We start from the raw sequence: 17,993 nt of genomic DNA on the forward strand, positions 1-17,993 counted from the left end.
TGCACTCCGTTCACCGATCGCGGCTAGATCAGGACGGATCCTCCGCTTCGAACGCCATGGCCGACCTCAACGCCGTCCTGACCAGGCTCAACGACCGTCTGCTTCGCCTCGAGGGCGAGCTGTTCGTGCTGCGCTCGCTGGCGCGCGCGACATTGACCGCGGGCGACGACCATGCCGCGCGCATGCGCAAGCTGGTCGAGGCCGCAAAAGTCGCGCTCGACGACGAGGCCAAGCGCCCTCTCGACAAGCCGACCCGAAAATATGTCGATGCCGCAACCGCACTGGTAGAGGAGCTGCTGGTCGAACCCACCCCGGCGCGGCCGCTGTTCACGGTGATCGACGGCGGCCGACGCGACTGAGCGCCCGCCTCAGCACGGCGATGACTACCGCCCATACATGCCCGGCGCACGTGCCCCGTGCGGGTAGCACTGTCCCTGCGAGTAATTGTAATCATAGCCGTCCGGACAGAGCCCGCCGCGTCGTCCGTAATATTGAGGGCGACCGTAAGCGCCGGGCGCGTGCGCACGATTCGGGTAGCACTCGCCTGTCGAGTAATTATAGTCGTAACCGTGCGGGCACAGGCCACCACGGCGCCCATAGCCCGAGCCGTGGCCCCCGGTGTAGACACCCGGCGCGTGACGGTCGTTGGGATAGCAGCGGCCGTTCGAGTGGTTGTAATCGTAGCCGTGTGGACATTGCCCGCCCGGACCGCCCCTGAACTGAACCTGCTCCACCATGGGCGCTGTCGGCGCCGCAGGCACGGTTGCAAGCGCAAGCAGGCCGGCCAGCGCAAGTTCGATCATGACGATTCCTTCAAAACACGGGACAAGCCTATCAGGATTCGCGTCCCACGAAACGACATGGCAATTGACGCATGGCTGGCCTGAACCCCGCATGAACCGGGCTCGGACTGCGACAATGCGTCAACGCCAGGCATCGCGCACGATGCCGACGTCTAGATCGTGGACTTATCCGACTTGAGCCGGCTGAGCCCCGCCTCGATGATCGCGATCTCCTCGTCGATCTGACCGATCGGCAGGCTGAAATCATAGCCGGACCGGCTCTTCAGATCGACCGCGAGCCGCTGCCTGTGCATCATCAGCTCGTCCAGTCCACGGCGGTTCTTCAGACGCACATAGGCGTCGACGATCTGCTCGATCGCGTTCGGCATGAGATCTGTCCCGGCGAAAAGGCCCGGCGGCGCGCCCACGCCGGCGGACGATTTCGGTGTCGCGGTACGCAATACAAATCCGCGACGGATTCGTCGATACGCCAAGCTGGTTGAGATCGTGTTACCGTTCGATGATTTCGTCAGTCGTGGGCATGAAAGGCCGCCGGCGGCCAAAAGCCGGGGTCGAAAACGGATGCGGGTTTGAAATGTCACCAGCCCCGGTTGGCGCACCCTTATCAGCCAATCCGAGGCATCTCTGTTAAGAACGAAACACAGGAACCCGCTACAGGCTCTCGTCGACGACGCAGCGCCCCAGGCAACGGTAGGCGTCCGAGATCGGCGCCACCTGATGGCGCAACGCCGGTCGGGACCGCCGGGTAAGGCCCGCCAGCTTGGGCCGACGTGGCCGCCAGCAGCGTCGCGACAACAAAAAACCCGACGCTCCGCATGCCTTCACTCCCAAGCCGATGTCATGCCCGCTTGGAAGGCGCCGGACGGCTCGACGGCGCAATCCCGGCGTTCGCGCAAGCGGCGCCCGGCGCATTGTTGATAACCCACGCAAACGCTGCGCGGGTGGTGACAGGGCATGCGGACGTGTTATCGGGGGATGACGCAGTTGCGAGACGGATCGGACACCCATGCGAATTACCCTCGTCGGCTCCCGCCATTTTGGCGTGACCACCCTGAACATGCTCCGGGAGCACAGCGTCTCGGTCGTCCGGGTCGTGGTGGCGGACGCCGACGACCGCCTCGCCGCGGCGGCCAAGGCGGCGGGCATCGAGGTGCAAGTGCAAGCCAATCCCAAGCTGGTGGTGGCCTCCGAGATCGCCCCGGACACCGATCTGATCATCACCGCGCACAGCCATGCCAGGATCGGCAAGGATGCGCTCGCCGCCGCCAGGCTCGGCGGGATCGGCTATCATCCCTCGCTGCTGCCGCGCCACCGCGGCAAGGCCGCGGTGGAATGGACCATCAAGGAAGGCGACCCCATCGCTGGCGGCACGATCTACCATCTCGCCGACCGCATGGATGCCGGCGCGATCGCCGCCCAGGACTGGTGCTTCGTCAAGAAGGGCGAGACCGCACGAGAGCTTTGGGAGCGCGCGCTGGCGCCGCTCGGGCTCAAGCTGCTGGCCGACGTGATCGATTACGCCAAGGTTCACAAGGCGCTACCCGCCAAAGTCCAGGACGAGCAGTTCGCGACCTCCGCGCCGAGCCTCTCCTGAGCCAAGACCCTCTGAGCCAGCCCTCTGAGCCGAGGTCTCCTGGAGTCGTCCTGACGTTTACCCTTAACGTGCGGCGCCCTTGATTCTGCTTCGGAAATTGGAGCCAAAAGCGCAAATAAACCATTGTTCCCAAAGGAACAATTTTCGCTTTGGCATCGCAACAAATTTCCGTCACATTTCGTCCGAATAAGCGTCAGCAACTCAGACACATTCAAGGACGAATTCATGCGTTTTGGTCGCATTGCGGTGTTCTGTGCCGCCCCAGTTCTCGCTGGCACCCTCGCCGCCCCCGCCTTCGCCCAGAATCCCTATGACGGCAATTGGCAAGTCACCATCGTGACCAAGAGCGGTTCGTGCGAGCCGACCGCAAGCTCGATGCTGACGGTTGCCGGCGGCAAGATCACCGCGCCCGGCGCTAACGTTTCCGGCACCATCGGCAGCGGGGGACTTGTGAAAGTTTCGATCAATGGTGCATATGCCAACGGTCAACTCAGCGGCAACGCCGGATCGGGGAAGTGGAATGGAGCATCTGCAGGCATACCGTGCAGCGGGCGGTGGGAAGCATCGCGCCAATAAACCAATTGAGGCTCGCGCCCGGAACCGGCGGCTGCTGATCGCGGCCGCCGTTTTGTTTGGGGCTGGGATCGCCGCGACCGAAAGCAGTGCCCAGTCCGGCCCGTTCGCCCCGCTGGCGGGCAGCTGGAGCGGTAGTGGCACGGTCACGCTGGATGACGGCTCGACCGAGCGGATCCGCTGCCGGGCCAAATACGCTCCGATCGGACCGACCATGGAGATGTCGCTGACCTGCGCCAGCGATGCCTACAAATTCAACCTCGGCGCCAACGTGAAGGCCGAAGGCGGCGCCATTGCAGGCAGTTGGTCCGAGACCAGCCGCAACATCTCCGGTTCGCTCCAGGGCCGCGGCAGCGGCGGAAGCTACGAGCTGGTAGCCTCCACTGCGGGCTTCAACGCCAACATCTCTCTCAAGACGTCCGGCAACAAGCAGAACGTCACGATGCGCGCGGACAGTCAGTTCCGCGGCGCGCACATCTCGATGTCGAAATAAGACGCTAGCTCACGCGACAATCGATCCGGCGCCCGCGCCGGATCGATTTTTTATGGGCCGGGCACGAACGCCGTGACCTCGATCTCGACCTTGGCACGCTCGTCCACGAGGCCTCCGATATAGAGCAGCGTCGAGGGCGGAAAATTGCGGCCGAGCGTTTCCTTCCAGGCCGCGCCAATGCCGGCACCTGCCGCTTCGTACTCGGCGCGGCTGGTCAGGTACCAGGTCAGGCGGACGATGTGCTCGGCGCCGGCACCGGCCTCGCCCAGCAGCTTAACGATCCGCTTCAGCGCCGTCGCGACCTGGGCTGCCATGTCGGGATCGTAACTGCCGGCCTCGTCGCCCCCGGTTTGGCCGGCGAGTACCACCCATCGGCCCGGCCCCTCGGTCACGACGCCGTGGGAAAAGCCGCGCGGTTTCTTCCACTCGGCCGGCTGCAAGATGCGCATGGGCAATGTCTCCCGATCTTTGTCGTTGTTCGCTGATGCCTTAGCATGCCGCCCAGCATCGCTGCATCCGCAGATTTGGCCGTTGCAAACGGCGGCAATGTCGCCGATACCGGCCGCCCCTCCTCTGTCCATCCCTTTCCGTATCCGCCGCAGATGAGCACCACACCGTCGAAAATGATGGCTGCACTGTGGATGGCCGGCTGGCTGTCGCTGATGCTGATCATGGCGGTGGCCGGGCGCGAGACCACGCGCGAGCTGAATGTTTTTCAGATCATGGAAATGAGGTCGCTGGCCGGCTTCGTCTTGCTCTCACCGATCATCTACCGCGCCGGCGGCTGGAAGGTGCTCAAGACATCGCGGTTGCCGCAGCATGTCGGCCGCAATTTGGTGCACTATGTTGCCCAACTCGGCTGGTTCTTCGCACTGACACTGATCCCGATCGGCCAGGTGGTCGCAATCGAGTTCACCATGCCGATCTGGACGGCCGTCCTCGCGGCGAGCTTCCTGTCCGAGCGGATGACGCCATGGAAGATCGCCGCCATCGTGCTCGGCCTCGTCGGCGTTATCGTCATTGTCCGCCCCTCGACCGGGGAGATCAATCCGGGGCAGCTCATCGCGCTTGGCGCCGCCATGGGATTTGGCGTCGCGATGGCGCTGGTCAAATCGCTGACCCGCACCGAGAGCGCTCTCTCGATCCTGTTCTGGATGCTGGTGGTGCAGTCGGTTGCGGGCTTCATTCCGACGCTGTTGGTCTGGACGTGGCCGTCGCTCTATGTCTGGGGCTGGGTCGGCGTGATCGCCGTCTGCGGCACGTTCTCACATTATTGCCTGGCCAGTGCGATGCGCTACGCCGACGCGACGATCGTGGTTCCGATGGATTTCCTGCGGGTTCCACTGACTGCAACTGCCGGTTGGCTGTTGTATTCCGAGCGGCTCGACGCTTGGACCCTGCTCGGCGCCGCGCTGATCCTGTTTGGCAATTTACTCAATTTGAAGCCCGTTTCGTCGGTTCCCGCCCGGGCCAGGTGAACCTCGCGCCGCCTCGCGCGACAAAACCAAGTGGCCGTGTGATTTGGATCACGTTGGAGCGACACTCCATCGTGCACATTCGGCCACACAGCAGCGGGTTGAACGCAACGGACTGCCGTTTTGGTGGCGCGAAGTCGGGCACTTCGTGTAGGTTCGTGGCCGATTTGTTGCTGCCTGCAATTCGATTCTGGGGATTTCAGAATGCGCTATCTCACCCTCCTCGCTTCGCTGATGTGCATGGCGCTGTCGATCAGTGCCGCCAAGGCTGACCGCCGCGTCGCCTTCGTCGTCGGCAACGGCTCCTACAAGAACGTCGCGCAATTGCCGAACCCGCCGATCGACGCCAAGGCGATGGCGGCCACGCTGCGCAATGTCGGCTTCGAGGTGATCGAAGGCTCCAATCTCAGCCGCGACCAGATGACCGAGAAGCTGCTTGATTTCGGCCGCAAGGCGCAAGGCTCCGATATCGCGCTGTTCTATTATGCCGGCCACGGCATCGCGGTCAGCGGCACCAATTACCTGCTGCCCGTCGATGCCGACATCAAGTCGGAGATGGACGTCAAGCTGGGCGCCGCCATCAACATCGACCTGACGCTCGAGCAGACCATGGGCGATGCCAAGGTCAAGCTCGTCTTCCTCGACGCCTGCCGGGACAATCCGTTCGCCGCGAAGATCAAGTCGAATTCGGCGACCCGCAGCGTCAACGTCCAGAGCGGCCTCGCCGAGATGAAGTCCGGCGAAGGCACGCTGATCGCGTTCGCCACCGGCCCGGGCCAGACCGCACTCGACGGCCAGGAAGGCAACAACAGCCCGTTCACGCGGGCGTTGATTGACAACATCACCAAGCCCGGCGTCGAGATCCAGCAGGCCATGACGTCGGTGCGCGCTCAGGTCAATGAAGAGACCCGCAAGGGCCAGCTGCCCTGGGGCCACACCAACCTGACCGGCTCCGTCTATCTCAATCAGGCGCCGACCACCCAGGTCGCCGCTGCGGCCCCGACCGCGACCGGCATTGTGCCGGCGGCGACCGGAAGCTCGGACGGTGTCGAGCTCGAATACTGGCGCTCGGTCAAGGAGTCCAACAAGGCCGAGGAGCTCAATGCCTACCTCACCGCTTACCCGAACGGCCAGTTCAAGGCGCTGGCGCTGGCGCGGCTAGCGGCGATCAAGAGCGGCCCCTCGACCGCGACCCGCACGCTCAATGCCGGCGTCGATCCCGCCACCTTCACGGATGAGGCTACCCAAGTGACCGAGGACCAAATCGGTCTCGACAAGAACAAGCGTCGCGACGTGCAGCGTCGACTCACGGCGCTCGGCTTCGACACCAACCAGACCGGCGTCTTCAACGACGAAACGCGGTCCGTGCTCAAGCGCTGGCAGACTGCGCGCGGCTATCCCTCCTCGGGTTATCTCAACAAGAACCAGCACAAGGCCCTGCTCTCGGAAATCGTGGCTGCCCCGGCAACGGCGAGCGACGGCAGCCAGAAGCCGGCTCGGCGCGCCGCCACCGCCCCGGCTCAGAGCAGCGCGCCGGCACCGGCTCCCCAGCCACGCAGCAATCCCGGCGATGCTGCCGGTGCGGCCTTCGTCGGTGGCGTCGTCGGCGGCATGATGGGCGGCATGTTCCGCCGCTGAGAGCGAGACGGATCCCAGACGACAGAAGCCCGGCTCGCGCCGGGCTTTTTCGTTTGTGATCCTCATGGTGAGGAGGCGCGAAGCGCCGTCTCGAACCATGAAGGCGCGCCTCGACCAGCGGGGCCTTCATCCTTCGAGACGCTTGCTTCGCAAGCTCCTCAGGATGAGGAGCTACAGCCCATCCGCGAAGTCTACTTCCCTGCCACCTTGCGCAGCGCCTCGTTGATGCGATCCTGCCAGCCGGGACCGCCCTCCTGGAAGAACTCCAGCACGTCCTGGTCGATGCGCAGCGTGACCTGCTCCTTGATGCCGGGCACGGCGTTTTGCTTGGGCGGCGCCGTGGCGACCTTGGCCGTCACCTTCTTGAACGCCGCCTCGGCCTCGGTCCTGGCATCGCCCAGCGTGCGCGGCCGTCTCGGTTGATCCGCCATGTCCTAGATTCCCTCAAACAGAGCCGTCGAAAGATACCGCTCGGAGAAGGACGGCACGATCGCCAGGATGGTCTTTCCGGAAGCTTCCGGCCGCTTGCCGATCTCGAGTGCGGCGGCGATCGCGGCGCCCGAGGAGATGCCGCCCGGAATGCCCTCATGCCGCGCCAGCGCGCGCGAGGTCTCGATCGCCGTGGTCGAGTTGATCTTCACGATCTCATCGATCACGGAGCGGTCGAGGATGTCAGGGACGAAGCCGGCACCAATGCCTTGGATCTTGTGCGGAGTATGCTGTCCCCCCGAGAGCACCGGGCTCTCCTCCGGCTCGACCGCGACCACACGCAAGCCCGGCTTGCGCGGCTTGAGTACCTGGCCGACGCCGGTGATCGTGCCGCCGGTGCCGACGCCGGCCACGAAGAAGTCGATGCTGCCGCCGGTGTCGTTCCAGATCTCCTCCGCGGTGGTGCGGCGGTGCACCTCCGGATTGGCGAGGTTCTTGAACTGCTGCGGCATCACCGAATTCGGCGTCGTCTTCAAGAGCTCCTCGGCGGCCGCGATGGCGCCCTTCATGCCCTGCGCCGCCGGCGTCAGCACCAGCTCCGCGCCGAGAAAGGCCAGCATCTTGCGTCGCTCGATCGACATCGATTCCGGCATCACCAGCTTGAGCCGGTAGCCGCGGGAGGCCGCGACGAAGGCGAGCGCAATGCCGGTATTGCCGGAGGTCGGCTCGATCAGCACGGTGTCCGGCTTGACGATGCCCGCCTTCTCCATCGCGATGATCATGGCCGCGCCGATGCGGTCCTTCACGCTCGCGGCAGGATTGAAATATTCAAGTTTTGCCAAAATGGTCGCGTTCACGTCGTGCATGCCGGGCAGCCGGCGCAAGCGCACGATGGGCGTGTTGCCGAAGGCATCGACGATCGAGTCATAGATCCGGCCACGGCCGGGTTGGTGCGCTGCACCCGTGTTGGACGATACGTCCATGATGAACTCCCTGTGGCGACGATCTGCACGTCTGTCGCGGCCCTGCGCAGTTACGGACAGCTTGCGGCGACACGCAAGCGGCAATGCAGCACATGTTAAATACGCTGCATCGCAAAATCGCGTGAGCTTTAATTAGCAGAGAACCAACGCATTTGTGTTGCGACCTCGTCAACTGATTCTGCTTATGTTAGACTTAGGTCTCAAAGCAGGGAGGTCACCACGATGTCAGCGGTTGCTGAAGTGATGTCGACCGTAGCGCTAAGGCGTGATCCGCGTTGCAGCGAGTTGCCGACCTGTCCCGTCTGCGCCGACTCCATGGTCGCCGCTGAAGCATCTGCCTACGTCTCGGACCACATCATCAGCTACCTCTGGACTTGCGACAATTGCGGCTACGGCTTCGTGACCAAGCATGCCGTGAAGCGGCGGCTCGTGTGCAACTGAGTTTGGACTGTTGAGCTAGCGCGGGGCGATATCGCCCCTCGCCCAGTCCGCGCGCGTACGCTGATAGAACTCCTCGAAATTTCCTTGCGCGATCGCGTCCCTGATGCCCTGCATCAGGGACTGGTAGTACGCGACATTGATCTCGGACAGCAGCATCGCGCCCAGCGTCTCGCCGGCCTTGACGAGATGATGCAGATAGGCGCGCGCGCAGTTCCGCGTCGACGGCCATGAGCTCTCTTCATCGAGCGGGCGTGGATCGTCGGCATGGCGCGCGTTGCGCAAATTGACCTGGCCGTAGCGCGTGAAGGCGACGCCGTGCCGGCCGTTGCGGGTCGGCATCACGCAGTCGAACATGTCGATGCCGCGCTTCACCGCCTCGAGGATGTCGTCGGGCGTGCCGACGCCCATCAGATAGCGTGGCCGCTGCTTCGGCAGCAGCGGCGCGGTCTCGTCGATCATCGCCAGCATGACCGCCTGCGGTTCGCCGACGGCGAGCCCGCCGATCGCATAGCCATGGAAGCCGATCCCGACCAGGCTTTGCGCGCTCGCATGGCGCAGCTCGGGCACGTCGCCGCCCTGCACGATGCCGAACAGCATGTAGCCATCCGGGGCGCTCGCGAAGGCGCGCTTGCTTCTCTCCGCCCACCGCAGCGACAATTGCATCGCGCGCTCGATGTCGGCGCGCTCGGCAGGCAACCGTACGCATTCATCCATCTGCATGGCGATGTCGGAGCCGAGCAAACGCTGCACCTCGATCGACCGCTCCGGCGACAGCTCGACCTTGGCGCCGTCGATGTGCGAGCGGAACGTGACGGCGTGCTCGCTGACTTTGCGCAAATCCGCCAGCGACATCACCTGGAAGCCGCCGGAATCGGTCAACATCGGTCCGTTCCAGCCTGTGAACGTCTGCAGGCCGCCGAGCGCCGCGATCCGCTCGGCGCTTGGACGCAGCATCAGATGGTAGGTGTTGCCGAGCACGATGTCGGCGCCGGCATCGCGCACCTCGCGCCAGTGCATGCCCTTCATGGCACCGGCGGTGCCGACGGGCATGAAGGCCGGGGTCCGCACCACGCCATGCGGGGTGGTCAGGCGCCCGGTGCGCGCGGCCCCGTCGGTGGCGAGCAACTCAAAGTGATTGGGAAGGTCATTGTCGGGATTCATGGCGGTGCTTATTGCGTGTCGGAGCAGGCTGATCAACCCGCCGACCGCGCTCGGGCCGGTTTGTGCATCAGACTGGGACACCGACCCACACAAGGATAGTGTGCCCGCGCCCTTGTCAAACGAAACGATACAGTATAGTTTTGTGCGCGGGCTGGACGAGATGCCGCGGCGAACTTGCCGGCGGCGGTAGATGCGTGATCGCCAGCCACCGACAATGCCGTACCCTTCGTGTTCGACCGACGCATCCGTCTCCTCGCGTGACCGGATCAGGCAGACTGGCGTCGGGCTGATCGGATCGGTGGTCCTGATCTGCAGCCTGGCGCTCGGCGCCTGCACCGCCCTGCCCCGCACGCCCTACACGGCCGCTGAAGCCAGCGCCTCGCGCGTGCTGGATATCGACGGCCTCCGGCGCTACGCCGACGAGCCGGCCACCAAGTTCAGCTTGGAGAAAGACAACAGCACTGCGACGAGAACCTATCTGGCGCTGTCCGGCGGCGGCGCTGACGGCGCCTATGGCGTCGGCGTGCTCCACGGCTGGACCGCGGCCCGAACCCGCCCCACCTTCTCGGTCGTCTCGGGCGTCAGCACCGGCGGCCTGATCGCGCCGTTCGCGTTTCTCGGACCGCAATATGACGACACGCTGAAGAAGGTCTACACCAGCGGCATCGCGGAGAGCCTCCTGAACGATCCCAGCATCATGCGCGTGCTGTTCGGATCCGGCCTGTTTGGCAACACCAGGCTGCGCGAGCTCGTTGCACGCTATGTCGGGCCCGAGATCATGGCGCAAGTCGCGCGCGAGCACGCCAAGGGCCGCAGGCTGCTCGTGGTGACGACCGACCTCGACACGCAGCGCACCGCGATCTGGGACATGGGCAAGATTGCCGCGGTCGGAACGCCCGAGGCGCTCAAGCTGTTTCGCGACGTGATGGCGGCCTCCGCCAGCATTCCCCTGGTGTTTCCGCCCATCATGATCGATGCCGAAGGCGGGGGCCGCAAGTTTCAGGAGATGCATGTCGATGGCGGCGTGACCGCGCCGGTGCTGACCTTGCCCGAAGCTCTGCTGTTCCAGAGTGGCCGTCTGCCCGGCAATGCGAAGGTGGACATCTACATCCTCGTCAACAAGAAGATCGAACGCAACTTCGAGCTCGTCTCCAACGGCACCATCGACGTCGCCTCGCGCAGCCTGTCGGCGATCACCCAATCGCAGACGCGCTCGATCATCTTCTCGACCTACGATTTCGCCAAGCGCAACCGGCTGGGCTTCCATCTCTCCTACATCGCGCGCGACTATCCTGCGCCGCCGTCGGAAGGGTTCGACACAACCTATATGCGGGCGCTCTACCAGTACGGATACGAGAAGGCTGCATCCGGCCAGGCCTGGACCTCGACGCTGCCGTGATCCCTCGTGACGGAACGAGGCAATACCGAAACCGTTGACGATATGGCCAATTCGGCCAGATTCGCGATGACGCCTCCGCTCCTGCGCGATATAGAGCGAATGACCGATATCACGACCGCGCAGGAATCATTGGGCATGGGATTGACTGCGACCAGGACAAGACCGGCAGCGCCACGGCGCGAGGTGCCGAAATCGCGTGGTGGCCGGCCGACGAAGACCGCTGCGATCGAGCGCGATCTGCGGCTGATCGAGGTCGCCACCCGCCTGTTCCTTGATCGCGGCTTTGATGCGACCTCGCTCGATGCGGTCGCGGAAGCTGCGCGGGTCAGCAAGCCCACCGTCTATTCCCGCTATGGCGACAAGCGCGGCCTGTTCGCGGCCGTGCTGAGGCGCGAGATCGAGCGCTGGCTTGCGCCGCTGTCGGCGGCGGCGGAGACGCAGCTCTCCAGCGCCTCGAACATCCCGGTCGAGCAGCGGCTGGTCGAGATCGGACGCGAGATGCTGACCTTCACCTGCGGCCCGGATGCCGTCGCCTTCAGCCGCATGATGACGGCACAGGCCATCAACTTCCCCGACGTCGCCAAGCTCGGCAAGGAGGAAGGCTGGCTCAAGGCCGTCGCCACCACGGCGCGCTTCTTCGACCATCTGGTCGCGCAAGGCGCGCTCGATGTCGACGACACCACCATCGCAGCCGAGGTGTTCCTCGACGTCGTCGTCGGCCACACCCACCGCATGGCGACGTTCGGAACGGCGCTGGAGCTGAAGGCTGCCGAGAAGCGCATGCGCGCGGCGATCAAGCTGTTCCTGGCCGGCGCGCTGGGACCTGCCGACCGCGTCCAGGACACCTCGAAACTCGCGCCACGGCGCCGCTCCTCCCGCTGACAATTCCGTGAGCTTGCGTGCTTTCCCCAGGCGGCGACGATGCGGCGTCATTGACCGAAATAAAACGATACGGTATGGTTTCATTACAGTCGGTTCGGGCCGCTTTTTTCACCAGCCCCAAAGAGGTCCGGACCCGCTTCGATCGCCGCGGCGGGTACAGCCTGCCGCGGCGCTCCGCGGCCGGCCGATGCCCAAGGCCGGCCGCGAATTCTTTACGATCATCCGGCACACTCGCTGGCCGAGGGTTTCGAGCATGACGACTGCCCAACGATGGACCTCGCACCTGCTTGCGATCGCATTGCCCGCGTTGCTCATCGCTGCGCCGGCACATGCTGTCGTGACCGCGAGCACGCCGACCGCGCTTCACAGCGACACAGATGGTGATGCCGAAGCGGACCGCCAGGCAGTCAGCCGCGAAATAGAGCGATTCCGCGGCTCCTCGATCACGATCAGCCAGGCCATGGCGATTGCCGAAGCCCGCCATGCCGGCGCCACCACCGCCGATGTGAGCTTCGATGGCGGCTCGGGCGTGCCGGTCTACCGGGTGAAGACACTGCACAACGACCGGATCTGGCGCCACACCATAAATGCTGCGACCGGCGAACTGGTCGGCGGGGAAGCGGCCCTACCCCTCACCGAGCTCGACCGCGAGGACCGCAGCAACCTCGCAGCGCTGGGTGCGATCAGGCACCGCCTCTCCGATGCCGTACGCGTCGCCGAGCGCGCCGCCGCAGGCAAGGCCATCAGCGGCGGGCTGGTCCGCGAGCGCGGCCGGCTGAACTTCTCGATCGTCGTCGTCAGCGGCGACGACCTCAAGGAGGTCACCCTGGAGCCGCCTGGCGCCAAGGGGAAATAGCGGGTGCCAAATAGCGGCAGGCTGCCCCCGGCATCGGCCGGGCCGAAAAGCCATTGACGGCCGCAAGACTCTCCCGCATAAGTCGCCGCCATGTTCACGACCACCAAACGCACGACCAAAACCACCACGGCCGAAGGGGCCCGGGGAGGCGTGCGCGCGTAGGTCGTCGACTTAAACGCATCAGCTCTACGGCAAGCCCCGCCCTCGATGGTCCGGGGCTTTTTTGTTGTCTAAATTCTCAATGCAACGGAGGACAAAGTGAGTAACGATCCCGTCGTCGCGATTGTCGGCGTCACCGGTGCGGTGGGCGCCGAATTCATCGCCACCATGGACAAGCGCGGCTTTCGCGTCGGCAAGCTCAAGGCACTGGCGAGCGCCCGCTCGGCCGGCAAGACGGTGTCGTTCCGCGGGCAGAGCGTGGCCATCGAGGAGTTGACCGAGCGCTCCTTCGACGGCGTCGACATCGCGCTGTTCTCCGCCGGCGGCAGCATCTCCAGGAAGTATGCACCGATCGCGGTGAAGGCCGGCGCCGTCGTGGTCGACAATTCCTCGGCCTTCCGCATGGACCCAAACGTGCCGCTGGTGATCCCCGAGATCAACGCGAGCCGCATCCGCGACCACAAGGGCATCATTGCGAACCCGAACTGCGCCGCGATCACCGCGCTGGTGCCGCTGTGGCCGATCCACCAGCAGAACCGCATCAAGCGCGTGATCATCTCGACCTATCAGGCGGCCAGCGGCGCCGGCGCCGCCGCGATGGAGGAGCTCGTCGAATCCACCCGCGCCAACCTCAACGGGCAGGTCTATACGCCGAAGGTGATGCCACACCCCTACGCCTTCAACCTGTTCAACCACAACACCGCCATCGACCCCGAGACCGGCTACAACGACGAAGAGACCAAGGTCATCAAGGAGACCCGCAAGATCTTCGAGGACGACAGCATCGCCGTCGGCGTCACCTGCGTGCGCGTGCCGGTGCTGCGCGCCCATTGCGAAGCCATCACCTTCGAATGCGAGAAGCCGATCAGCGAGGACCAGGTCCGTGCCATCATGGCGCGCGCGCCCGGCGTCAAGGTGGTCGACGACCGCGCCAAGAACTACTTCCCGATGCCGATCGACGCCTCGGGCCAGGACGACGTCCTGGTCGGCCGCATCCGCAAGGATCTCAGCGACCCCACCGGCCATTCGATCTCGATGTTCGTGGCAGCCGACCAGCTGCTCAAGGGCGCGGCGCTGAACGCCGTGCAGATCGCCGAGCTGTTGCCGCAGAAGGTGATGGCGTAACGGGAGGTGCGTAGGGTGGGTTAGCCTAGCGGATGCGCGAAGCGCGGCCGCTGGGCGTAACCCACCTCTTTCGTATCCGCGGAAACAGAAGCGGTGGATTACGCCTGACGGCTAATCCACCCTACGGGACCGCTCGAAACAGCAAACACGCATCGCCATACGAATAGAAGCGATAGCCCTGCGTGATCGCGTGCGCATAGGCCTGCTTCATCGTCGCGAGCCCCGAGAAGGCCGACACCAGCATGAACAGCGTCGACTTCGGAAGGTGGAAATTCGTCATCAGAATATCGATCGCGCGGAAGCGATAGCCGGGCGTGATGAAGATCGACGTCTCGGCGGCGAATGGCTGGATCGTGCCGTCCTCGCTCGCGGCGCTTTCGAGCAGCCGCAATGACGTGGTGCCGACGGCAACGATACGGCCGCCGGTCTCCCGCGCGGCGTTGAGCCGCTGCGCCGTTGCGGCCGAGATCGTGCCCCACTCGGCGTGCATCTTGTGGGCTTCGGTGTCGTCGACCTTCACCGGCAGGAACGTCCCTGCCCCGACATGCAGCGTCACGCGGTTGAGGCCGACGCAGCGGTCGCGCAGCGCCTGCTCCAGCGCGGGCGTGAAATGCAGCCCCGCGGTCGGCGCTGCAACTGCGCCTTCATTCGCCGCGAACATGGTCTGGTAGTCAGCGAGGTCCTGATCGTCTGGCGTGCGCTTGGAGGCGATATAGGGCGGCAGCGGCGGGCTGCCGAGATCGGCGATGGCCTGGTCCAGCGCCGGGCCGTGGAACGAGAACGCCAGCGTCACCTCGCCCTCGGTGCCCTTGGCCTCGACCTCGGCGTCGAGATGACCGAGCAGGCAGACCTTGCCTTCGTTGCCGAAGCGGATGCGGTCGCCGGGGGCGAGCTTCTTGGCCGGCTTCACCAGCGCCTGCCAGCGCGAGCCGTCGAGGCGCTTGATCAGCGTCGCCTCGATCTTCGGCTCGGTGTCGCGGCCGATGCGGCGGCCCTTCAATTGCGCCGCAATCACCTTGGTGTCGTTGACGACGAGCTGGTCGCCGGGCCTCAGCCATTGCGGCAGGTCGGAAATGATCTGATCGCGCAGCGCGCCATTCTCGACGACCAGCATCCTCGCGGAATCGCGCGGGCTCGCCGGGCGCAGCGCGATGCGCTCGGGCGGCAGATCGAAATCGAAGAGATCGGTGCGCATGAGCAGGCTTGGCACGACACAGCCAGACCCTCATGGTGAGGAGGCGCTTAGCGCCGTCTCGAACCATGAAGGCCGGGTTGCAGCAGTGGGGCCTTCATCCTTCGAGACGCGCGTTCCGCGCTCCTCAGGATGAGGATCGAGTGACTATTCCTTGTCTGCGGCCATCCGCGCCTTGACGATCTTGTCGGGGTTCTGCACCGGCTCGCCGCGCTTGATCTTGTCGACGTTCTCCATGCCCTCGGTGACCTTGCCCCACACCGTGTACTGGTTGTCGAGGAAGCGGGCCTCGTCGAAGCAGATGAAGAACTGGCTGTCGCCGGAATCGGGATTGGCGGCGCGGGCCATCGAGGCGGTGCCGCGCACATGCGGCTCCTTGTTGAACTCGGCCCTCAGCTTCTTGCCGGAGCCGCCGGTGCCGGTGCCGTGCGGGCAGCCGGTCTGCGCCATGAAGCCCTCGATCACGCGGTGAAATACGATGCCGTCGTAGAAGCCCTCACGGACCAGCTCCTTGATACGCGCGACATGGCCGGGCGCGAGGTCGGGGCGCATCTCGATGGTGACGGGGCCCTGCGTGGTCTCGAGGATCAGGGTGTTTTCGGTGACGCTCATGCTCGTCTCTCTTGCGTTGGGGGTGAAGTCTTGTCGGGTGACGTCTTGCGGCTGCGGAACTGGATCGCGAATGGACGTCCCGCGGCGGCGCCGGCCATTGCATCGGTAAATGGCACCGGCGTGCAGCGTTGCAACGCCTCCATCACCGCGATCCGGTATTGCAGCCGGTCGTTGTCAGAGGCCTCCGCGGATTCATAGGTAATCCTCGGATGGCCCAGAATGTTTCCGGCCCGGTTAAAGCTCACCAGGACGGTGATGTCGAGTGGGCGGGCCCTCGCCGGCGACGGCGGTCTCCAGCAGGTGCGCAGGTGCCGGAAGATGTCCTGGATCGTGTCGACCTGGGCGGCCTCCACGGCCGCAAGGGAGGTGGCGAGCAACAGCACCGCGGCAACCAGCAGGAGCCTGCCACCGCGGCGCGCCATGGCCGCGCCTATTTGATGTCTGAGGCGACCTGCACCTTCACCATCTTGTCGGGATCGGTGACGGAGCCGCCGGGCGAGCCGGGGGGCGCCTTCTTCAGCTTGTCGACGACGTCCATGCCCTGCACCACCTCGCCGATCACGGTGTACTGGCCGTCGAGGCTGCCGCCGTCGGCGAACATGATGAAGAACTGCGAGTTGGCGCTGTCGACGCTGTCGCCGCGCCGGGCCATGCCGACGATGCCGCGGGCAAAATGCACCTTGGAGAATTCCTGCTTCAGGTTCGGGTATTTCGAGCCGCCGGTGCCGTTGCCGTTCTGGCCGTCGCCGGTCTGCGCCATGAAGCCGTCCATGACGCGGTGGAACGGCACGTTGTTGTAGAAGCCTTCGCGCGCCAGCTGCTTGATGCGTTCGGCATGCTGGGGCGCGATGTCGGTCCTGAGCTTGATGACGATGCGGCCCTTGGTGCTGTCGATGACGATGGCGTTGGCCTTGTCGAGATTTGCCGGCAATTGCTGCGCCACCGCCGGCGCCGCGAACAGAAGCGCGGCAAGAACTGCGAGAATTCGGATCATGACAACTCCGGATCAGAGAGAAGAGGAAGCGCGCCGTTTTCAGGCGAATTTGGCCTTGAGCTGTGCCGCGACCTGCGGCGGGACGAAGGCCGAGACGTCCCCGCCCATGCCGGCGATCTGGCGCACCAAAGTGGCGGTGATCGGGCGGACCATGGGAGAGGCCGGCAGGAAGACCGTATGCACCTCCGGCGCCATGGCCTCGTTCATGCCGGCGAGCTGCATCTCGTAATCGAGGTCGGTGCCGTCGCGCAGGCCCCGGATCATGATGGTCGCGCCGTGCTTGCGCGCCGCGGTCACCGACAGATCGTCGAACGTCGTCGCCTCCAGCACGCAGCCGGCCTGCGCCGCAATCGGACCGCAGACCTCCTCGAGCATCTTGAGGCGCTCCTCGGTCGAGAACAGCGGCTTCTTGCCGGGATGCACCCCGATCGCGACCACGAGCCTGTCGCACAAGGAAACGCTGTGCCGGACCACGTCCAGATGGCCGTTGGTGATGGGGTCGAAGGAACCTGGGTAGAAGGCGATGCGCGGCATGGCCCCGTCCTACCGCGCCCCGCCCGGGCCGGCAAGCCGGGCAGGTTCCTAGCCCGTTTCCGGTCCAGCCCCTCCGAAAATGTCCCGTTGGGCGTCAGCGGCAGCCGGTTTGTTTCGTCCTCGGGCGGCCACGAAACAAAACGGAGCGCGAACGAAACCATTTCCCACATCGGCGAAGACGTCCGGAAACTGGCCATGGTTACTAATCCGGCCAACGAATGACGGGCCGCGTACTGGGCGTAGGCGGCCGCATCACAGGGGACTGTCATGATCAAGACCATTTCAGCGATCGCTCTGTCTGCGTGTGTTGCCGCGGCCCTCACCCTCCTGCCCGGCTTTGCCCCGAAGGTCGAAGCCAGCGTGCCGCAGCCGCTGGCCAAGAGCGACCGGCTCGACATCCGCAGCATCGGCCGTGACTGCTCGCAGCAGGCCTGGCCGAACTTCGAAGCGTCCTGCCTGCGTAGCGCCGGCACCAAGGCCAACGTCCGCGAGGCCCGCCTCGTGACCGCCAACCGCACGCCGTAATCGGATCTGTCAGGTTCGTGTCGGGCGGGTCCCTCAAGACCCCAGGAATTTCTGTGACGTCTCGTCGCAGACTACGCGACGCTCGCGCCCGTCGGAATGGCCCGACGGGCGCGATCTCGTTCAGG

General features: G+C 65.0%; 22 protein-coding genes. 12 read left to right on the forward strand and 10 right to left on the reverse strand.

Features of this window, described 5'->3' with window-relative positions:
* Positions 1-56 precede the first annotated feature (56 nt).
* The gene (locus I6F16_RS32900) at positions 57-359 is read left to right on the forward strand and encodes a hypothetical protein (protein WP_027575377.1); all 303 of its coding nucleotides are present in this window, start codon (positions 57-59) and stop codon (positions 357-359) included.
* 596 nt (positions 360-955) lie between these two features.
* Here the strand turns inward: I6F16_RS32900 and I6F16_RS32905 are convergent.
* The gene (locus I6F16_RS32905; protein WP_036012594.1) at positions 956-1,171 is read right to left on the reverse strand and encodes a hypothetical protein; all 216 of its coding nucleotides are present in this window, start codon (positions 1,169-1,171) and stop codon (positions 956-958) included.
* Between the two features lie 638 nt (positions 1,172-1,809).
* Between I6F16_RS32905 and I6F16_RS32910 the strand changes: the two genes are divergently transcribed.
* The 3 genes from I6F16_RS32910 (at position 1,810) to I6F16_RS32920 (ending at position 3,463) form a co-directional block, all read left to right on the forward strand.
* Entirely contained in the window at positions 1,810-2,397 is a 588-nt protein-coding gene (locus I6F16_RS32910; protein ID WP_036012580.1) for a formyltransferase family protein, read from the forward strand.
* Positions 2,398-2,622: 225 nt separating this feature from the next.
* On the forward strand, positions 2,623-2,973 hold the full coding sequence (locus tag I6F16_RS32915; RefSeq protein ID WP_036012597.1) for a hypothetical protein: 351 nt from the start codon (positions 2,623-2,625) through the stop codon (positions 2,971-2,973).
* Positions 2,918-3,463 (forward strand): hypothetical protein, encoded by a 546-nt coding sequence (locus I6F16_RS32920; RefSeq protein WP_074447965.1) that lies wholly within the window; start codon positions 2,918-2,920, stop codon positions 3,461-3,463. Before I6F16_RS32915 ends, I6F16_RS32920 begins: the two co-directional genes overlap by 56 nt.
* A gap of 50 nt (positions 3,464-3,513) precedes the next feature.
* Here the strand turns inward: I6F16_RS32920 and I6F16_RS32925 are convergent, their stop codons facing one another.
* Positions 3,514-3,912, reverse strand: coding sequence for a RidA family protein (locus I6F16_RS32925; RefSeq protein ID WP_036012586.1), 399 nt, complete (start codon positions 3,910-3,912; stop codon positions 3,514-3,516).
* Between the two features lie 153 nt (positions 3,913-4,065).
* On the opposite strand from I6F16_RS32925, the gene I6F16_RS32930 reads away from it, so the two are divergent.
* Both I6F16_RS32930 and I6F16_RS32935 read left to right on the forward strand, forming a co-directional pair.
* The gene (locus tag I6F16_RS32930) at positions 4,066-4,941 is read left to right on the forward strand and encodes a DMT family transporter (protein ID WP_225112546.1); all 876 of its coding nucleotides are present in this window, start codon (positions 4,066-4,068) and stop codon (positions 4,939-4,941) included.
* Positions 4,942-5,142: 201 nt separating this feature from the next.
* Positions 5,143-6,576 (forward strand): caspase family protein, encoded by a 1,434-nt coding sequence (locus I6F16_RS32935; RefSeq protein ID WP_057029251.1) that lies wholly within the window; start codon positions 5,143-5,145, stop codon positions 6,574-6,576.
* A 191-nt stretch (positions 6,577-6,767) separates the two neighbouring features.
* Here I6F16_RS32935 and I6F16_RS32940 read toward each other — a convergent pair whose 3' ends face one another.
* Both I6F16_RS32940 and cysK read right to left on the reverse strand, forming a co-directional pair.
* Entirely contained in the window at positions 6,768-7,007 is a 240-nt protein-coding gene (locus I6F16_RS32940; RefSeq protein ID WP_036012607.1) for a BrnA antitoxin family protein, read from the reverse strand.
* Positions 7,008-7,010: 3 nt separating this feature from the next.
* Positions 7,011-7,988, reverse strand: a complete 978-nt coding sequence (gene cysK / locus I6F16_RS32945; protein ID WP_036012610.1) for a cysteine synthase A — start codon at positions 7,986-7,988, stop codon at positions 7,011-7,013.
* Positions 7,989-8,210: 222 nt separating this feature from the next.
* Here cysK and I6F16_RS32950 point away from each other — a divergent pair, with 222 nt between their 5' ends.
* Positions 8,211-8,429 (forward strand): hypothetical protein, encoded by a 219-nt coding sequence (locus I6F16_RS32950; protein ID WP_036028144.1) that lies wholly within the window; start codon positions 8,211-8,213, stop codon positions 8,427-8,429.
* Positions 8,430-8,444: 15 nt separating this feature from the next.
* On the opposite strand, the gene tgt is transcribed toward I6F16_RS32950, so the two are convergent.
* A complete protein-coding gene (gene tgt / locus I6F16_RS32955; protein WP_057029253.1) occupies positions 8,445-9,590 on the reverse strand; it encodes a tRNA guanosine(34) transglycosylase Tgt in 1,146 nt (381 codons plus the stop codon).
* A gap of 214 nt (positions 9,591-9,804) precedes the next feature.
* On the opposite strand from tgt, the gene I6F16_RS32960 reads away from it, so the two are divergent.
* From I6F16_RS32960 to I6F16_RS32975, 4 genes are all read left to right on the forward strand, one after another.
* On the forward strand, positions 9,805-10,989 hold the full coding sequence (locus I6F16_RS32960) for a patatin-like phospholipase family protein (protein WP_225174298.1): 1,185 nt from the start codon (positions 9,805-9,807) through the stop codon (positions 10,987-10,989).
* 135 nt (positions 10,990-11,124) lie between these two features.
* On the forward strand, positions 11,125-11,871 hold the full coding sequence (locus I6F16_RS32965; protein WP_036012628.1) for a TetR/AcrR family transcriptional regulator: 747 nt from the start codon (positions 11,125-11,127) through the stop codon (positions 11,869-11,871).
* 253 nt (positions 11,872-12,124) lie between these two features.
* Entirely contained in the window at positions 12,125-12,727 is a 603-nt protein-coding gene (locus tag I6F16_RS32970) for a PepSY domain-containing protein (RefSeq protein ID WP_225112458.1), read from the forward strand.
* A 258-nt stretch (positions 12,728-12,985) separates the two neighbouring features.
* Positions 12,986-14,011 (forward strand): aspartate-semialdehyde dehydrogenase, encoded by a 1,026-nt coding sequence (locus tag I6F16_RS32975; protein ID WP_225112459.1) that lies wholly within the window; start codon positions 12,986-12,988, stop codon positions 14,009-14,011.
* Between the two features lie 121 nt (positions 14,012-14,132).
* On the opposite strand, the gene queA is transcribed toward I6F16_RS32975, so the two are convergent.
* From queA to coaD, 5 genes are all read right to left on the reverse strand, one after another.
* Complete coding sequence (gene queA / locus I6F16_RS32980) at positions 14,133-15,206, reverse strand: tRNA preQ1(34) S-adenosylmethionine ribosyltransferase-isomerase QueA (RefSeq protein ID WP_225112547.1); 1,074 nt, start codon at positions 15,204-15,206, stop codon at positions 14,133-14,135.
* A 144-nt stretch (positions 15,207-15,350) separates the two neighbouring features.
* Complete coding sequence (locus tag I6F16_RS32985) at positions 15,351-15,815, reverse strand: peptidylprolyl isomerase (protein WP_225174299.1); 465 nt, start codon at positions 15,813-15,815, stop codon at positions 15,351-15,353.
* Entirely contained in the window at positions 15,812-16,237 is a 426-nt protein-coding gene (locus tag I6F16_RS32990; protein WP_225112461.1) for a hypothetical protein, read from the reverse strand. Before I6F16_RS32990 ends, I6F16_RS32985 begins: the two co-directional genes overlap by 4 nt.
* Positions 16,238-16,245: 8 nt before the next feature.
* The gene (locus tag I6F16_RS32995) at positions 16,246-16,809 is read right to left on the reverse strand and encodes a peptidylprolyl isomerase (RefSeq protein ID WP_036012644.1); all 564 of its coding nucleotides are present in this window, start codon (positions 16,807-16,809) and stop codon (positions 16,246-16,248) included.
* A gap of 39 nt (positions 16,810-16,848) precedes the next feature.
* Complete coding sequence (gene coaD, locus I6F16_RS33000; RefSeq protein ID WP_036012646.1) at positions 16,849-17,343, reverse strand: pantetheine-phosphate adenylyltransferase; 495 nt, start codon at positions 17,341-17,343, stop codon at positions 16,849-16,851.
* Positions 17,344-17,610: 267 nt separating this feature from the next.
* Between coaD and I6F16_RS33005 the strand changes: the two genes are divergently transcribed.
* Positions 17,611-17,868 (forward strand): hypothetical protein, encoded by a 258-nt coding sequence (locus I6F16_RS33005; RefSeq protein WP_036012649.1) that lies wholly within the window; start codon positions 17,611-17,613, stop codon positions 17,866-17,868.
* The last annotated feature ends 125 nt before the right edge of the window (positions 17,869-17,993 follow it).

The sequence above is a fragment of the Bradyrhizobium sp. IC4060 genome (assembly GCF_020193715.1).
GTDB classification, from domain to species: Bacteria; Pseudomonadota; Alphaproteobacteria; order Rhizobiales; family Xanthobacteraceae; genus Bradyrhizobium; species Bradyrhizobium yuanmingense.

What these genes read in the sequence shown, in the direction of transcription:
- I6F16_RS33005 (WP_036012649.1), top strand. Translation starts at nt 17,611, where the DNA reads ATGATCAAGACCATTTCAGCGATCGCTCTGTCTGCGTGTGTTGCCGCG.
- I6F16_RS32995 (WP_036012644.1), bottom strand. Translation starts at nt 16,809, where the DNA reads ATGATCCGAATTCTCGCAGTTCTTGCCGCGCTTCTGTTCGCGGCGCCG.
- I6F16_RS32935 (WP_057029251.1), top strand. Translation starts at nt 5,143, where the DNA reads ATGCGCTATCTCACCCTCCTCGCTTCGCTGATGTGCATGGCGCTGTCG.
- I6F16_RS32950 (WP_036028144.1), top strand. Translation starts at nt 8,211, where the DNA reads ATGTCAGCGGTTGCTGAAGTGATGTCGACCGTAGCGCTAAGGCGTGAT.
- I6F16_RS32910 (WP_036012580.1), top strand. Translation starts at nt 1,810, where the DNA reads ATGCGAATTACCCTCGTCGGCTCCCGCCATTTTGGCGTGACCACCCTG.
- I6F16_RS32900 (WP_027575377.1), top strand. Translation starts at nt 57, where the DNA reads ATGGCCGACCTCAACGCCGTCCTGACCAGGCTCAACGACCGTCTGCTT.
- I6F16_RS32915 (WP_036012597.1), top strand. Translation starts at nt 2,623, where the DNA reads ATGCGTTTTGGTCGCATTGCGGTGTTCTGTGCCGCCCCAGTTCTCGCT.
- I6F16_RS32990 (WP_225112461.1), bottom strand. Translation starts at nt 16,237, where the DNA reads ATGGCGCGCCGCGGTGGCAGGCTCCTGCTGGTTGCCGCGGTGCTGTTG.
- I6F16_RS32925 (WP_036012586.1), bottom strand. Translation starts at nt 3,912, where the DNA reads ATGCGCATCTTGCAGCCGGCCGAGTGGAAGAAACCGCGCGGCTTTTCC.
- I6F16_RS32930 (WP_225112546.1), top strand. Translation starts at nt 4,066, where the DNA reads ATGAGCACCACACCGTCGAAAATGATGGCTGCACTGTGGATGGCCGGC.
- I6F16_RS32940 (WP_036012607.1), bottom strand. Translation starts at nt 7,007, where the DNA reads ATGGCGGATCAACCGAGACGGCCGCGCACGCTGGGCGATGCCAGGACC.
- coaD (WP_036012646.1), bottom strand. Translation starts at nt 17,343, where the DNA reads ATGCCGCGCATCGCCTTCTACCCAGGTTCCTTCGACCCCATCACCAAC.
- cysK (WP_036012610.1), bottom strand. Translation starts at nt 7,988, where the DNA reads ATGGACGTATCGTCCAACACGGGTGCAGCGCACCAACCCGGCCGTGGC.
- I6F16_RS32960 (WP_225174298.1), top strand. Translation starts at nt 9,805, where the DNA reads ATGCCGTACCCTTCGTGTTCGACCGACGCATCCGTCTCCTCGCGTGAC.
- I6F16_RS32965 (WP_036012628.1), top strand. Translation starts at nt 11,125, where the DNA reads ATGGGATTGACTGCGACCAGGACAAGACCGGCAGCGCCACGGCGCGAG.
- I6F16_RS32905 (WP_036012594.1), bottom strand. Translation starts at nt 1,171, where the DNA reads ATGCCGAACGCGATCGAGCAGATCGTCGACGCCTATGTGCGTCTGAAG.
- I6F16_RS32985 (WP_225174299.1), bottom strand. Translation starts at nt 15,815, where the DNA reads ATGAGCGTCACCGAAAACACCCTGATCCTCGAGACCACGCAGGGCCCC.
- I6F16_RS32920 (WP_074447965.1), top strand. Translation starts at nt 2,918, where the DNA reads ATGGAGCATCTGCAGGCATACCGTGCAGCGGGCGGTGGGAAGCATCGC.
- queA (WP_225112547.1), bottom strand. Translation starts at nt 15,206, where the DNA reads ATGCGCACCGATCTCTTCGATTTCGATCTGCCGCCCGAGCGCATCGCG.
- tgt (WP_057029253.1), bottom strand. Translation starts at nt 9,590, where the DNA reads ATGAATCCCGACAATGACCTTCCCAATCACTTTGAGTTGCTCGCCACC.
- I6F16_RS32970 (WP_225112458.1), top strand. Translation starts at nt 12,125, where the DNA reads ATGACGACTGCCCAACGATGGACCTCGCACCTGCTTGCGATCGCATTG.